Source organism: Siansivirga zeaxanthinifaciens CC-SAMT-1, from assembly GCF_000941055.1.
In the GTDB taxonomy this organism is placed as follows: domain Bacteria; phylum Bacteroidota; class Bacteroidia; order Flavobacteriales; family Flavobacteriaceae; genus Siansivirga; species Siansivirga zeaxanthinifaciens.
In genome coordinates this window covers 2232569-2248576 of the sequence record NZ_CP007202.1, presented here as the reverse complement: position 1 = coordinate 2248576, position 16008 = coordinate 2232569, and the positions used below count along the sequence as shown (strand labels likewise).

The window sequence follows — 16008 nt, the reverse complement described above, 5'->3', positions numbered from 1 at the left end:
TGGTGGAGCTAATCTGTAAAAGATAGCCTACCATACTTGCTGTATGAACACCACCACCTAATATAACCCTTGTGATTTTTGCATCAAAACCCAATAGATATATTTAATTTAAATACTAGCTTTAATTAAAAGTAACAAATTTAGTTATAATGATTACAAATACTACCCTGTACTGTACTGTAATAAATAATTTAATTTAAAAATTTAACTTTAGTAAAATTAAAGTATATTACAAGTTTTTCCTTAATAATTTCAATTATTTCAAAATAACAGTACAGTACAGGATAGAAACTTTTCAATCTTGACATATTTTCGCTTAGTCTATTAATTTATTAAAACTTATCATGAGTACACTCACAAAAAATTTCAAATATGTAGATTATCTATGGGATAATGATAAAGCAGCAGCCTTAAAAGATGATCAGGTTGCGTTATTTTTATACCGTTCTAATATATTAGGTGCAGATTTAAGAATTACAAACTATGGTGGTGGAAATACCAGCTGTAAAACCATTGAAAAAGACCCCTTAACTAATGAAGAAGTAGAAGTAATGTGGGTTAAAGGTTCTGGTGGAGACATAGGAACATTAACACGCTCTGGTATTGCTGGTCTTTACACTGGTAGATTACGTGAATTAAAAAATGTTTATGGTGGTTTAGAAGATGAAGACCGTATGGTTGGTCTTTTTAATCATTGTATATATGACCTTGACAGTAAAGCGCCTTCTATCGATACGCCTTTACATGGTTTACTGCCATTTGCACATATTGACCACTTACATCCAGATGCTTTAATTGCTGTTGCTGCAGCAAAAGATAGTGAGAAAGTTACTAAAGAAATTTGGGGCGATACTATGGGCTGGGTGCCTTGGCAACGTCCTGGTTTCGATTTAGGATTACAATTAGAAAAATGTTTGGCAGATAATCCTGGTATTAGAGGTATTGTTTTAGGAAGTCATGGTTTATTTACTTGGGGCGATACATCTTATGAGTGTTATATGAATAGTTTAGAAGTTATTGAAATGGCTTCTGAATATATCGAGAATAAAATTAAAGAAAAAGGATCTGTTTTTGGTGGACAAAAAATTGAAAGCCTTCCAAAAGAAGAGCGTTTAGAAAAAGCAGCCCAATTAATGCCACTATTAAGAGGCTTATGTTCTTCTGAAAAAGGAATGATTGGTCATTTCTCAGACAGCGATGTGGTTTTAGAATTTATAAACAGTCATGATTTAGAACGTTTAGCTCCACTTGGAACTTCTTGTCCAGACCATTTCTTGAGAACTAAAATTCAACCTCTAGTTTTAACACTTGACAAGAATGAAGATCTTGAAGACACACAGGCTGTACTTGCTAAATTAGAGCCAGCTTTTGCAAAATACAGAAAAGAATACGCCGATTATTATAACACTTGTAAAAAACATAATAGTCCTGCAATGCGTGATCCTAACCCGGTTATTATTATTTACCCAGGTGTTGGTATGTTTAGTTTCTCTAAAGACAAACAAACAACTCGTGTTGCTAGTGAATTTTATATAAATGCCATTAATGTAATGCGTGGTGCAGAAGCGATTACAGAGTACACGTCTTTACCAAGACAAGAGGCTTTCGATATTGAATATTGGTTACTAGAAGAAGCTAAACTTTCTAGAATGCCTAAAGAAAAACCTTTGTCTCGTAAAGTAGCTTTTGTTACAGGAGCTGGTGGTGGTATTGGTAAAGCAATCGCAGATAAATTAGCTGAAGAAGGAGCTAATGTAGTTTTAACAGATATTAATGAAGCTAGTTTAAAAGAAGCACACACCACATATAAACGCGATGTTTCGGCTTATGCTATTTGTGATGTAACAAATACCGATTCTATTGCTGAAGCTTACAAAACAGCGTGTATTGAGTTTGGTGGTGTTGATATTATTGTACATAGTGCAGGCTTAGCAATTTCTAAAGCTTTAGAAGATACTACAGATAAAGATTGGAATATTTTACAAAGCATTTTAGTTAAAGGACAGTTTGACTTAGCTAAACAAGCTGCAGCTATTATGCGTAAACAAGGCCTTGGCGGAAATTATATTTCTATAGCAAGTAAAAACGGTTTAGTTGCAGGCCCTAATAATGTTGCTTACGGTACAGCAAAAGCTGCACAACAACATATGGTACGTTTATTAGCTGCCGAATTAGCAAAAGATAAAATTAGAGTTAATACCGTAAATCCAGATGGTGTTATAGTAGGTAGTAAAATATGGGAAGGTGCTTGGGCAGAAGGTCGTGCTAAAGCTAATGGGATTACTGTTGAAGAATTACCTGCGTTTTATGCAAAAAGAAATTTATTAAATGAAATTATTACTCCTGCAGATATCGCAAATGGTGTTTTTACATTAGTAGGCATCCTAGATAAATCTACCGGAAATATTATAAATGTAGATGGTGGTATGGCCAATGCATTTGTAAGATAAATTTTTAAGTTAGTTTTAGTTTGTAAAAACTTCCATAGCATATTAAATTATATATGGAAGTTTTTTTTTAAAACATCAATACCAAATAATATAAATCACACTTTAATGGTTTAGTCAAGTTTGACACCAACAAAACCTAGACATAAAGACATGAAAATAGAAGAAAATCACATTCAAAACGTAAATAATAACGATTTAAAATCTCACAATGATCACTTTGATTTTTTATCAAACAGCTTAAACAATAAAGGTGTTGATGTAAACAACATCGTAAAAAAACTTCAAGAATTTCAAGTAGCCATTCCTAGTTGGGCTTTGGGTGCTGGGGGTACAAGATTTGGAAGATTTTCTTTTTACGGAGAACCTTCAAACTTAGAGCAAAAAATTCAAGATGTTGGTTTAATTCATAGCCTAACACAAACTGCGGGAGCTGTTTCGCTTCATATTCCATGGGATATTCCAGAAGATTATAAAGCTATTAAGGAAATTGCTAGTGGTCTAAATATTAAATTTGATGCTGTAAATTCAAATACTTTTCAAGATCAAAAAAATGCGAAAGAAAGTTATAAATATGGCTCTTTAAGCAATACAAGTGAAGCAGTTAGACAACAAGCCATACAGCATAATTTAGATGTTATTAATATTGGTGACAAACTAGGATCCAAAAGTTTAACCGTTTGGTTAGCAGATGGCTCATGTTTTCCAGGTCAAAATAACTTTCAAACAGCGCTTCAAAATACAGAAAACAGTTTAAAAGAAATTTATAAAGGATTGCCAAACGACTGGAGTATGCTTATAGAGTATAAACCCTACGAACCTAATTTTTACAGTACAGTTATACAAGACTGGGGTACTTCTTTTATGTTAGCAAATGCTTGTGGTGATAAAGCTTACTCATTGGTAGATTTAGGTCATCATTTACCAAATAGCAACATAGAGCAAATTGTTTCTATTTTAATGCTTAAAGGAAAATTAGGTGGTTTCCACTTCAATGATAGTAAATATGGTGACGACGATTTAACCGTTGGAAGCATTAAACCTTATGCCCTATTTTTAATTTTTAATGAATTGGTTTATGGTATGCAAAACAATCCGCAAAACCCAGATTTAGCTTGGATGATTGACGCAAGTCATAACGTAAAAGATCCCTTAGAAGACTTAATACAATCTCTAGAGGCTATTCAGGAAGCCTATGCTAAAGCGCTATTAGTTGACCAAAATGAATTAAAAATAGCACAACAAGAAAACGATGTTGTAAAGTGTCAAGAAATTCTACAAAACGCTTATAGAACAGATGTAAGACCGCTTCTGGAAAAAGCAAGATTAAATGCTGGTGGTGCTTTAAATCCAATTAAAGCCTACAGAAGTTTAGACGTTAGAAATGAATTAATAAAAGAGAGAGGAAAAAATACTGTAGCAACAGGTTTATAATCGTTTAATTATGATAGATGTAACTGCTGTTTTTGATATAGGAAAAACCAATAAAAAGTTCTTTCTTTTCGATAGCGATTTTAAAGAAGTTTATAAAGAATATACCAAATTCGATGAAATTGAAGACGAAGATGGTCATCCTACAGAAAATTTAAAAGCGCTCCAAGATTGGTTAAAGAATGTTTTTAAAAATATTCTTAAAGCCTCAGAATATAATGTAAAAGCTATTAATTTTTCCACTTATGGTGCCAGTTTTGTACATTTAGATGAAAATGGCGAAGTACTTACGCCTTTATATAATTACACAAAACCAATCGATAAAGAAATCATTGATGGCTTTATTGAAAAATATGGTCCGAAAGAATCATTTCTAAAAACTACAGGTTGCTTTGATTTAAGTTTATTAAACTCGGGTTTACAACTCTACTGGATAAAATACACAAAGCCTGAAATATTTAAAAAAATAAAGTACTCTTTACACTTACCGCAATATTTAAGTTATATTTTCACAGGAATTGCATTAAGCGAATACACAAGTATAGGTTGCCATACAGCGCTTTGGGATTATATAAAAAAAGATTACCACGAGTGGGTATACAAAGAAGAACTTCATAAAATATTACCAACCATTGTTTCTACCGAAACCAGTATTAATATGAATTACAATGGTAAACGCATTAAAATTGGTGTTGGAATTCACGATAGTTCATCGGCTCTATTGCCCTACATACGAAGTGTAAAAAAGAAGTTTGTTTTAATTTCTACAGGCACCTGGAGTATTGCTTTAAATCCGTTTACAGATCATCCAATTATTGAAGATACTCAGGATAAAGATTCTATAAACTACATGCGAATTAATGGCAAGCCTGTAAAAGCTACCCGTTTATTCTTAGGTAATGAATACAAAATACAAGTAAGTAAACTCGATAAACATTTTGGTGTTTCAGAAGATTACCATCGTCATGTTAAATTTGATTATGACACGTATTTTGAAATTATTCATGATTTTGAACATATGTTTAAATGGGAAAGCATTGTAGATCCAGATATGCCAGAAAAAACAAAAATTCCTTACGATAAATTTGAAGATGCATATCATCAACTCATGACCGAATTAGTAATGCTTCAAATAAAAAGCATTAAGACCGTTGTTGGAAACGATGATATTAAAAGACTTTATGTAGATGGTGGTTTTAGTGATAATGATCTCTTTATCAAACTATTATCTCATAACTTTAGAAACATGAAATTAAGAACAACCGACTCGTCTTTGGGTTCTGCTTTGGGTGCAGCGGTCTCTATTTCAGATTCAAAATTAAATTCTAAATTCCTAAAAAAGAATTATGCCCTTAAAAAGCATGTTCCTTTTATAATTACTTAAAAAACTATTAATCTATTAGTTTAATAGTTAAATCATATCAACTGATTTTTTCAAAATGTTTTATTTAAAAAACTGAAAAGATGTCAAAAAACATAAAATTAGAGCACCCAAGAGACCAAATTACACGAATAATTAGTAGAATTTATCAACGAGGTATGACCACTACATCTGGTGGAAATATTTCTGTAATCGATGATAACGGTGATATTTGGGTAACACCATCGGCTATAGATAAAGGTTCGCTAAGAGCTTCCGATATTATTTGTGTAAAAAAAGATGGTACTGTTATTGGAAAACACAAACCATCCTCAGAATTTCCATTTCACAAAGCCATATATGAAGTTAGGCCAGATATCAAATCGGTAATACATGCCCATCCCCCAGCGCTAGTTTCTTTTAGCATAGTTAGGCAAATACCAAATACAAACATTATTTCTCAAGCTAAACATATTTGCGGACCTATTGGTTATGCAACATACGAATTACCTGGGAGTAATAAATTAGGTGAAATTATTGCTGAAGAATTTAAAAAAGGCTTTAAAGCAGTTATTATGGAAAACCATGGAACCGTTTTAGGCGGTACCGATTTAACTGATGCTTTTGAACGTTTTGAAACCCTAGAATTTTGTGCTCGAACTATTTTATATGGTTCTCAAATTGGAACTCCAAACTATTTGACCGATAGCCAAATAGATGCATTTGAAGCACAAAACAACGAAATGTTACCAGAAATGGAAACAACCTCGCATCCATCTGACGAAGTAGAAAAACGATTGTCAATTTGTAAAATTGTACAGCGTTCTTGCCAACAAGGACTTATGATTAGTTCATATGGAACAGTTTCCATGCGTTGGAAAGGAAATGACTTTTTAATAACTCCTACCGATGTGTGCCGATGGGATATGAATTTAGAGGATATTGTTCAAATTAAAGATGGGAAAAGAGAAGTAGGTAAAAAACCTAGTAGAGCCACTTGGATACATCAAGAAATTTACAAAAGAAATCCAAATGTAAATTCAATCATTATGACGCAATCACCTTATTTAATGGCATTTGGAGTTACAAAGTCTTATTTAAATGTTCGTACCATTCCTGAAAGTTGGATATTTCTACAGGATATTCCTTCTGTTAAATATGGTGACCATTTTAAAACCAATACAAATTCAAAAATAACAGAAAATTGTACGACTGCTTTAATCATTGAAAATGATTCTGTTTTAATTACTGGTGATAAATTGTTACAAACATTTGATTACCTTGAAGTTGCAGAATTTAGTGCAAAATCAATAGTATTAGGTGCGTCACTGGGTGATATGGTACCAATTAATGATAACCAAGTAGAAGAATTACGACAGAAATTTTTAGCTTAAATAAAACGAACCAACTAAATAAAATAAAACTATGACACAATATCACCAAGAAGAAGATGCAATTGAACAAATTGCTGGGGGAGAATTTGAAAGAACTCCTGTACCACAATCTAAATTAAAAAGTTGGAAAAGCTTTTTAGGTATGTATGCTGGCGAGCACGCAGCAGGTACTGAATTTATGATTGGTCCTTTGTTTTTAACTGCTGGTGTAAGTGCCTTCGATTTAATTATAGGGCTTTTAATAGGTAATTTATTAGCGGTTTTATCTTGGCGTTTTTTAACTGCTGAAATAGCTGTTAAAAATAGGCTTACATTATACTATCAATTGGAAAAAATTTGTGGTAAAAACTTAGTTACGGGATATAACTTAGCAAATGGTATTTTATTTTGCTTTTTAGCTGGTTCTATGATTACTGTTTCGGCTACCGCTGTTGGTATTCCTTTTGATATGCCTATGCCTAAACTATCAGATACGTTGCCCAATGGCTTTACATGGATTGTTATAGTTATACTTATTGGTGCTGTTATCTCAATTATAGCTGCTAGGGGCTACGATACCGTTTCCAAAGCAGCTAACTGGATGTCTCCAATTATAGTGGTTGCTTTTATCGCTTGTGGAATAGTTGCTTTAAGTCAGTTAGGCGTTTCAAGTTTCTCACAGTTCTGGGATATTTGGGGAGAAGGTGGAGAGCCTTTTCCAGGACAAATTAAATATACTTTTTGGCATGTTGTAATATGGTCTTGGTTTGCCAACGGTGCCATGCATATTGGAATGTCTGATTTATCGGTATTTCGTTTTGCAAAAAAAGCAAGCTCTGGATGGACCACAGCAGCTGGTATGTATGTAGGGCATTATATGGCGTGGATTGCGGCGGCTTTATTATATGCTGTATATTTAAAATCACCAGAAGCTATGACTTTCATTTCTAATGGCGAAGCACCTCCTGTAGCCCCTGGTCCATTAGCTTATAACGCTATTGGTTTCTTTGGTATTGTTGCCGTAGTATTGGCAGGTTGGACCACAGCTAACCCAACTATTTACAGAGCTGGTTTAGCATTTCAGGCTATTATTCCTAAAGTTTCTACATTTTGGGTGACAATAATTGCTGGAACAGTAGCTACCATCGCTGGAATTTTCCCCGCTTTTGCGATGCAATTATTAGGTTTTGTTGCTTTATACGGATTTATTCTTGCGCCCTTTGGTGCTGTTATCGTATTTGAACACTTTTTCGATAAAAAATTCGGAATCATTAAAAACTACGCAGAATATGCAAACATTAAATTCAATAAATCGGTTTTATTAGCTTGGGCTATAAGCTTCGGTTTATTTTACTTTATTTCAATTCAATTTGATATATTTTTATCATTTGTAACCTTACCTGCATGGTTATTATGTGGTGTGTTATTTCTTGTTTTTAGTAAAATGTATCAGAAAAAAAATTAATAAAATATCAATCATAATTTAAAAAAGCTCGGCTGTATGTTGAGCTTTTTTTATGCCAAAAAAAATAAACGTTAAAAATACGCTTATTAATATAACACTTCTCCCTATATTTGTATTAAATTTTTAAAACCAACTAAATTGTATACAATTAAACCACAACATAATAGCAACAATAACATAGAAGCTATTGAGCTTGAAAATGCTAATAAAACAAGCTATGCAAAAATATTATTAAACCTAGGTGCTAGCTTGCAGGAACTAAAGCTTGGCAACAAAATTTTAATTGAAGATTTAACACCACTCGATTATAAGAACACCTACGCCTCTTCTATTTTATTTCCATTTGCCAATAGAATAAAAGATGGAGAATATACTTTTAATAACGAAACGTTTTCATTTCCTGTTAACGAACCTGGCAATAACAACGCGTTACACGGCCTTGTTTTCGACAAAACATTTGAAATCGTGAAACAAGAGGCTACAGAACATCAAGCATCGCTCACTTTAGTTTATAATGAAACTTTAGAATCAAAAGGGTTTCCATATACCTATACCATACAACTAGAGTATATTTTAAAAGATACTACTTTAGATTTAAACGTTTCAATTACAAATACCGATACAAAAGCGTTTCCTTTTACTTTAGGCTGGCATCCTTACTTTGTTAGTAAAAATCTGTATGAAAGCTCATTAAATTTTGATAGTAACCAACAATTAATTTTAGATGAACGTTGTATAACTACTGGTACAAAAACTATTGAAAATACTTCAGTTTTTAATATTGAAGACAAAAAACTTGATGATTGTTTTATTTTGAATTCAAATGAAGTTCAATTTAATACGCCAGACTATAAAGTTTTAATCCATTCAACTTCTAAAGAAAGTTTTTTACAAATATATACGCCACCAAGAGCAAATACCATCGCCATAGAGCCTACAACAGGTGTTTCTGATAGTTTTAATAATAAAATGGGCTTGCAAATTTTAACCCCATCAGAAACTTACCATTTAAACTGGAACATCAAACTATTATAAGGTATGAACAAAGAACTCATTGCAAATGTAAAATCAAATTTTACCGAACATTTTAATTCCAATCCGCTTCTTATATTTTCTCCTGGAAGAATAAATATTATAGGCGAACATACCGATTATAATGATGGGTTTGTTTTTCCTGCCGCGGTAAACAAAGGTATTGTTGCAGGTTTTGAAAAAAGTAATTCTGAAACCTCAAAAGTTATTGCTTTAGATTTAAACGATTCGATAGAATTTTCAACATCATCTGTAAGTCCGTTACCAAAAGAAAGCTGGGGAAATTATATTCTTGGTGTTATTTCCGAAATTCAAAAAACAGGAAAAAAAGTCCCTAATTTCAATATGGCTTTTAGTGGCGATATACCGTCAGGCTCTGGGATGTCTTCATCTGCTGCTTTAGAAAACAGTGTGGTTTTTGGACTTAATGAATTGTTCCTGTTAGGACTTTCAAAATCTGAAATGATTTTTATTTCACAAAAAGCAGAACACAATTACGTTGGTGTAAATTGTGGTATTATGGATCAATATGCCAGCATGTTTGGAATTAAAGACCATGCGCTTTTGCTAGATTGCAGAAGCACAGTAGCGAAGCCTTTCGAAATAAATTTTGATGGTTATGAACTTATGCTAATAAATACCAATGTGAAGCATAGCTTATCGGACAGCGCGTATAACGATAGACGCTCGGTTTGCGAAAACACATCAAAACTATTAGGCATAAAAGCTCTTAGAGATGCCACCGAAAAAGATTTAGAATCGATAAAAGATAAATTAACTGAAGAAGATTTTCAAAAAGCATTATTTGTTATTCAAGAAAACCAGCGTGCAGAATTGGCTTCAAAAGCAATGACCGAAGGAAATTTAGTAACATTAGGACAACTTATTTACGGGTCGCATGAAGGATTACAAAACCAATATCAAGTAAGTTGCGACGAATTGGATTTTTTAGTTGAACAAGCTAAATTAAACGCTAGCATTTTAGGAGCTAGAATGATGGGTGGCGGTTTTGGAGGTTGTACTATAAATTTAATTGCTAGCCATGCCGTTGAAGCATTTAAGGAACATATAGCGAAAGCATATAAAACCAAATTTAATAAAGAGTGTTCGATTTACTCTGTAGAACTATCGGACGGAACAGGAGTTATTAATGCCTAATGAGATTTAAAATGAATACAGATTTACAAGATTACTCACATAAAAGATTCAATGTACTAACGGGCGAATGGGTGCTGGTATCGCCACATCGAGCAAAACGCCCATGGCAAGGACAAAACGAAGCCGTTAATAACGAAGTTCGACCATCGCACGACAAAAGTTGTTATTTATGCGCAGGAAATACACGTATTAACGGAGAAATAAACCCAGATTATAAAGATGTGTTTGTTTTTACAAACGATTTTGCTGCACTTCAAACTTCTTCAAAATCTTTTAATGTAAACGATGGTTTATTAATTGCGCAAAGTGAACAAGGCATTTGTAAAGTAATATGTTTTAGTCCAGACCATTCTAAAAGTTTGGCAGATATGGCCCCAAAAGACATTGAAAAAGTTGTTTTAACCTGGCAAAAAGAATATAAAGAACTTGGTGAAAACCCACTTATAAATTATGTTCAGATTTTTGAAAACAAAGGTGCTGTAATGGGTTGTAGTAATCCGCATCCACACGGACAAATATGGAGCCAGTCGACACTACCCAACGAAGTTTACAAAAAAGACCTGCAACAACGCAACTATTTTGAAACCAACAAAGCGAGTCTTTTAAAAAATTATATTTCACAAGAGTTAATACAAAAAGAACGTATTATTTTCGAGAATGAAGCCTTTGTGGTTTTGGTACCGTTTTGGGCTATTTGGCCTTTCGAGACTATGATTGTTCCTAAAAAACATCAAACCAGTATTCTTGATATAGAAAATACTGAAAGCTTATTATTTGCCGAAGCTATAGCGGTTATAACGAAAGCGTACGACAAACTGTTTAACACGTCGTTCCCCTACTCCAGCGGAATTCATCAAGCCCCAACCAATGGCGAAGCAAATTCACACTGGCATTGGCACATGAGTTTTTATCCGCCTTTGTTACGTAGTGCAACAGTTAAAAAATTTATGGTGGGTTACGAAATGTTTGGTTCGCCACAACGTGATATAACGCCAGAGATTGCGGCTAAAATGGTTCGCGATTTAGTAGGCTAATAAATTACCGCTAAAAATTATTATACAAATAAAACCATCGCTTTAGTGATGGTTTTTTATTTAATTATATGCATACTATACTATTTGTTAAAATCAAAAGTTATATTTTTGAGATATTATAATTTTAATATTATCATTATTTAATGAAACAATTTATATACCTAGCCTGTACTGTTATCTTTTTAAGTCTTTGGAGTTCTTGTCGTAAAGATTTCGAATTTTCACCAAGCACAGGAAATTTAGAGTTTTCAAAAGATACCGTTTATCTTGATACTGTTTTTAATAATATTGGCTCGAGTACATACAACTTAAAAGTATATAACCGAAGTGATGATGATATTGTTATTCCGTCGTTAAAATTAGCACTTGGAGAAGGTTCTAATTACAGATTAAATGTTGATGGGCTTTCTGGAAAAGTGTTTAATAATATTGAAATTCAAGCGAAAGACAGTATTTATATTTTTATTGAAACAACCATAGATATCACTCAAACTGCAGCCAACAATGGTAAGTTTTTATATACCGACCAAATTGAGTTTGATGCCGGCAGTAATTTGCAAAAAGTAGAATTAGTGACTTTAGTACAAGACGCTATTTTTATTTATCCCAACCGCGATAATACTACCAAAGTTATTGAAACGTTGAAGCTCGACATTAATGGTGATCAAATAGACACCGATATTCAAGGTAGAGAATTACTACCCGAAGAACTCACTTTTACAAATGAAAAACCCTATGTAATTTATGGATTTGCAGCGGTACCCAATGGAGAAACCTTAACAATTGATGCTGGTGCAAGATTGTATTTTCATAGAAATTCTGGTTTAATTATTACAGAAGGATCGTCTTTAAAAGTTAATGGGGCATTAAGCACCGATACTGAAGCCTTAGAAAATGAAGTGATTTTTGAAGGCGATCGTTTGGAGCCCGAATTTTCTGAAGTTCCAGGACAATGGGGAACCATTTGGCTTTTTGAAGGCAGTTTAAACAATACCATAAATTACGCGACTATAAAAAATGCTACGATTGGTATTTTATGTGATGGCGATCCTGATGTTGCTGGTGAAAAATTAAAAATTACAAACTCGCAAATTTATAATTCTAGTAGTTTCGGTATTTTAGGAAGAAGCACATCTATAACTGGAGAAAATGTCGTTATTAACAATAGCGGACAGTCGTCGTTTGCGGGCACTTTTGGTGGGCGATACAATTTTACACATGCCACGATTGCAAACTATTGGAATAATAGCTCGAGACAATTTCCAGCGCTACTATTAAATAATTTTATTGTTGATGAAGAAAATAATGCCACGCTTACCGATTTATCGGAAGCTAATTTTAATAACTGTATTATTTACGGAAACGACAATCCTGAAATTCTTTTAGATGAAATTCAAGATGATGCGGTTAATTTTAATTTTAAATTCACGAATTGCTTAATTCGTTTTAACGATGAATTTAACAATTTTACGGGGCCTAATTACGACTTAACAGATACAAATCACTACGAAGGGAATATATTTAATTTAGACCCTAATTTTAAGAATGCGAACGAAAATATGCTTATTATTGGCGATGATTCGGCGGCAATAAATAAAGGATTCGTTGTATTTGCAAATGAGGTTCCGGTGGATATTTTAAATGTTAACAGAACAACATCTCCCGATTTAGGAGCTTACCAACACATTACTTTTCCTGAGGAAAACTAACTTATTTTTTAGCATATAACCTAACTGATAACTTGCGTTAGGGGTTGAAGCGGAAAGCCCACAGCGAGGTACGAGCGCGGACTTGCAGCGTAAAACCCGACCCTTGTGGTAACGCCCAAAAACAAAAAATCCCACTCATAGAGCGGGATTTTTAAATAATATAATGTATTTGTTATGCTACGAATAATGGTCTGTTTGCCATAAGTGCATTTACTTTTTCTTTTACAGCTTCTAAAACGGCATCGTCTTGGTAATTTGTAATTACTTCGTCGATTAGTTCTACGATGGTTACCATCTCGGCTTCTTTTAAACCTCGTGTGGTAATGGCAGCTGCACCAATACGGATTCCTGAGGTTACAAATGGCGAACGGGTATCGAAAGGTACCATGTTTTTATTTACGGTAATGTCTGCTTTTACTAAGGCTTGCTCGGCATCTTTACCTGAAACATCTTTATTACGTAAATCGATAAGCATACAGTGGTTATCGGTTCCGCCTGAAATAATATCGTAACCTTTAGATACTAAAGCATCGGCTAATGTTGCTGCGTTTTTCTTTACTTGTAATTGGTAATGTAAAAACGAATCGGTTAAAGCTTCGCCAAAAGCAATAGCTTTTGCTGCAATAATGTGCTCTAATGGGCCACCTTGATTTCCTGGGAAAACGGCAGAATCTAAAAGAGACGACATTTTACGTAAGCTTCCGTCTTTTAGGGTAATTCCAAATGGGTTATCGAAATCTTTACCCATCATAATCATACCACCACGTGGACCTCTTAAGGTTTTGTGTGTTGTTGTAGTTACAATGTGACAATGAGGAAGCGGGTCGTTTAAAATGCCTTTCGCAATTAAACCTGCTGGATGGGAAATATCTGCCATTAAAATAGCGCCAACGCTGTCTGCAATAACTCTAAAACGCTTAAAATCGATATCACGAGAATAAGCCGAAGCACCTGCAATAATAAGTTTTGGTTGCTCTTTGGTTGCTATTTCTTGAATTTTATCGTAGTTTAAAACACCTGTTTCTTGCTCTACACCATAAAATACCGGGTTGTAAAGTTTACCAGAGAAGTTTACTGGCGAACCATGGGTTAAATGGCCACCGTGAGATAAATCGAATCCTAAAATTTTATCGCCAGGATTTAAACAAGCATGATACACAGCTGTATTGGCCTGACTACCTGAGTGAGGTTGTACATTTACATATTCTGCTCCAAACAAAGCCTTTGCTCTATCAATAGCAATTTGCTCTACTTCGTCTACCACTTCACAACCACCATAGTAACGTTTTCCTGGATAGCCTTCGGCATATTTGTTTGTTAATACCGATCCGGCAGCTTCCATAACTTGTTCGCTTACAAAATTCTCTGAAGCAATAAGTTCTATACCATGTAATTGGCGCTCTTTTTCGGCTTGAATAAGTTCAAAAATTTGTTCGTCGCGTTGCATATAAAATTAAATTCGAGTTAAATATTTTGCAAAAATAACAAATAGATTATTTAAATTCATCAAAAAACATATATTTACTACTAACTTTTCAACTATTTTATTAACGTTTAGTAGAATACTATTTTTTCTGATTTTATTCTGAATAAAATGAAAAAATTGTGTAGGTTTGAACATATTACTTTAACAAAAAAACAAAACAGTTATGCCATTATCAGCTAACAATCCAGATAGAAAATCGTGGTTACACGTCGATAAAAATTCTGATTTTCCAATACAGAATATTCCATTTGGCGTTTTTTTAACACGTGATGATATTATAACCATTGGAACTCGTATTGGAGATACCGCCATAGATTTAGGCGCATTACACCAATTGGGGTATTTTGATGGTATTCCCTTAACCGATGATATTTTTCTGCAAGACACCTTAAACGATTTTATTGCAGACGGCCGTAAAACATGGCGTGCCGTTAGAAATAGAATAGCTCATATTTTTGATGCTGATAACGACACCTTAAAAAACAACAAGAGCCACAAGGAGATTGTATTGTTTCGATTGGATGAAATTGAAATGCAATTACCGGTTCAAATTGGCGATTATACCGATTTTTACTCAAGTAAAGAACACGCTACCAATGTGGCAAATATTTTAGGCAACACAAATAACGACTTATTAGCAAACTGGCTTCACATACCAGTTGCTTATCACGGTAGAAGCTCGTCTATTGTGCCTTCTGGAATTAATATTCACAGACCACAAGGACAAACCCTGCCTTTTGGTGCAACCGAACCTGTTTTTGGTCCCAGCAAATCGGTAGATTTCGAATTAGAAATGGCCTTTATTACTACCGTTGCCAACGATTTGGGAGAACCTATACCAGTTAACGAAGCTGAAGAGTATATTTTTGGCTTGGTGTTGTTTAATGACTGGAGCGCACGCGATATTCAAAAATGGGAATACATACCTTTAGGTCCTTTTTTGGCTAAAAATTTTGCGTCTTCCATGTCGCCTTGGATCGTTACCTTAGATGCTCTGGAACCCTACCGTGTTGAGAGTCCGAAACCAATAAAACCACAATTACCGTATTTACAATATAAAGGTAAAAAGAGTTACGATATTAATTTAGAGGTGGCAATACAACCACAAGGTGCGAAAGAAACCGTTGTTTGCAAATCTAATTTTAAACATATGTACTGGAATATGTCGCAGCAACTAGCACATCATACTGTTAATGGTTGCCCTGTTAATTCTGGTGATTTAATGGGAAGTGGGACTGTTTCTGGGCCCACTCCAGAGTCTTTCGGGTCGATGTTAGAACTTACATGGAAAGGCGAAAAACCTATTAAAATGAAAGATGGCACCGAAAGAAAATTTATTAACGATAACGATACAGTTATCATGCGCGGTTACTGCGAAAAAGACGGGACGCGTATTGGTTTTGGTGAAATTATCACCAAACTACTTCCTGTTTATGTAAAAAAATAACATACTAACTTTAAATAAATTAAAAATGGATTGATACTTTTTTTTAAGTGTCAATCCATTTTGGTA

General features: G+C 33.9%; 11 protein-coding genes. 10 read left to right on the top strand and 1 reads right to left on the bottom strand.

The window, feature by feature from the left end:
- Positions 1-344 precede the first annotated feature (344 nt).
- The 9 genes from AW14_RS10185 (at position 345) to AW14_RS10145 (ending at position 13009) form a co-directional block, all read left to right on the top strand.
- A complete protein-coding gene (locus AW14_RS10185; RefSeq protein ID WP_044638706.1) occupies positions 345-2450 on the top strand; it encodes a bifunctional rhamnulose-1-phosphate aldolase/short-chain dehydrogenase in 2106 nt (701 codons plus the stop codon).
- Between the two features lie 150 nt (positions 2451-2600).
- Entirely contained in the window at positions 2601-3881 is a 1281-nt protein-coding gene (locus AW14_RS10180) for a sugar isomerase (RefSeq protein ID WP_044638705.1), read from the top strand.
- A gap of 10 nt (positions 3882-3891) precedes the next feature.
- Positions 3892-5262, top strand: coding sequence for an FGGY-family carbohydrate kinase (locus AW14_RS10175; protein WP_044638704.1), 1371 nt, complete (start codon positions 3892-3894; stop codon positions 5260-5262).
- Positions 5263-5342: 80 nt separating this feature from the next.
- The gene (locus AW14_RS10170) at positions 5343-6632 is read left to right on the top strand and encodes a class II aldolase/adducin family protein (RefSeq protein WP_044638703.1); all 1290 of its coding nucleotides are present in this window, start codon (positions 5343-5345) and stop codon (positions 6630-6632) included.
- 31 nt (positions 6633-6663) lie between these two features.
- Positions 6664-8076 (top strand): purine-cytosine permease family protein, encoded by a 1413-nt coding sequence (locus AW14_RS10165; protein WP_044638702.1) that lies wholly within the window; start codon positions 6664-6666, stop codon positions 8074-8076.
- A 138-nt stretch (positions 8077-8214) separates the two neighbouring features.
- Positions 8215-9111: an aldose 1-epimerase gene (locus tag AW14_RS10160; protein WP_052647481.1), complete on the top strand. Its 897-nt coding sequence runs from the start codon at positions 8215-8217 to the stop codon at positions 9109-9111.
- 3 nt (positions 9112-9114) lie between these two features.
- Positions 9115-10266, top strand: coding sequence for a galactokinase (galK, locus tag AW14_RS10155; protein ID WP_044638701.1), 1152 nt, complete (start codon positions 9115-9117; stop codon positions 10264-10266).
- A gap of 11 nt (positions 10267-10277) precedes the next feature.
- Positions 10278-11300, top strand: a complete 1023-nt coding sequence (locus tag AW14_RS10150) for a UDP-glucose--hexose-1-phosphate uridylyltransferase (RefSeq protein ID WP_044638700.1) — start codon at positions 10278-10280, stop codon at positions 11298-11300.
- 143 nt (positions 11301-11443) lie between these two features.
- Complete coding sequence (locus AW14_RS10145; RefSeq protein ID WP_044638699.1) at positions 11444-13009, top strand: hypothetical protein; 1566 nt, start codon at positions 11444-11446, stop codon at positions 13007-13009.
- A gap of 172 nt (positions 13010-13181) precedes the next feature.
- On the opposite strand, the gene glyA is transcribed toward AW14_RS10145, so the two are convergent.
- Complete coding sequence (gene glyA / locus AW14_RS10140; protein ID WP_044638698.1) at positions 13182-14456, bottom strand: serine hydroxymethyltransferase; 1275 nt, start codon at positions 14454-14456, stop codon at positions 13182-13184.
- A 202-nt stretch (positions 14457-14658) separates the two neighbouring features.
- On the opposite strand from glyA, the gene fahA reads away from it, so the two are divergent.
- On the top strand, positions 14659-15942 hold the full coding sequence (gene fahA / locus AW14_RS10135) for a fumarylacetoacetase (protein ID WP_044638697.1): 1284 nt from the start codon (positions 14659-14661) through the stop codon (positions 15940-15942).
- Positions 15943-16008: the final 66 nt, after the last annotated feature.

Excerpts from the sequence above, each read along its gene's own strand:
- AW14_RS10145 (WP_044638699.1), top strand. The coding sequence starts at position 11,444 with ATGAAACAATTTATATACCTAGCCTGTACTGTTATCTTTTTAAGTCTT.
- galK (WP_044638701.1), top strand. The coding sequence starts at position 9,115 with ATGAACAAAGAACTCATTGCAAATGTAAAATCAAATTTTACCGAACAT.
- glyA (WP_044638698.1), bottom strand. The coding sequence starts at position 14,456 with ATGCAACGCGACGAACAAATTTTTGAACTTATTCAAGCCGAAAAAGAG.
- AW14_RS10150 (WP_044638700.1), top strand. The coding sequence starts at position 10,278 with ATGAATACAGATTTACAAGATTACTCACATAAAAGATTCAATGTACTA.
- fahA (WP_044638697.1), top strand. The coding sequence starts at position 14,659 with ATGCCATTATCAGCTAACAATCCAGATAGAAAATCGTGGTTACACGTC.
- AW14_RS10165 (WP_044638702.1), top strand. The coding sequence starts at position 6,664 with ATGACACAATATCACCAAGAAGAAGATGCAATTGAACAAATTGCTGGG.
- AW14_RS10185 (WP_044638706.1), top strand. The coding sequence starts at position 345 with ATGAGTACACTCACAAAAAATTTCAAATATGTAGATTATCTATGGGAT.
- AW14_RS10170 (WP_044638703.1), top strand. The coding sequence starts at position 5,343 with ATGTCAAAAAACATAAAATTAGAGCACCCAAGAGACCAAATTACACGA.
- AW14_RS10175 (WP_044638704.1), top strand. The coding sequence starts at position 3,892 with ATGATAGATGTAACTGCTGTTTTTGATATAGGAAAAACCAATAAAAAG.
- AW14_RS10180 (WP_044638705.1), top strand. The coding sequence starts at position 2,601 with ATGAAAATAGAAGAAAATCACATTCAAAACGTAAATAATAACGATTTA.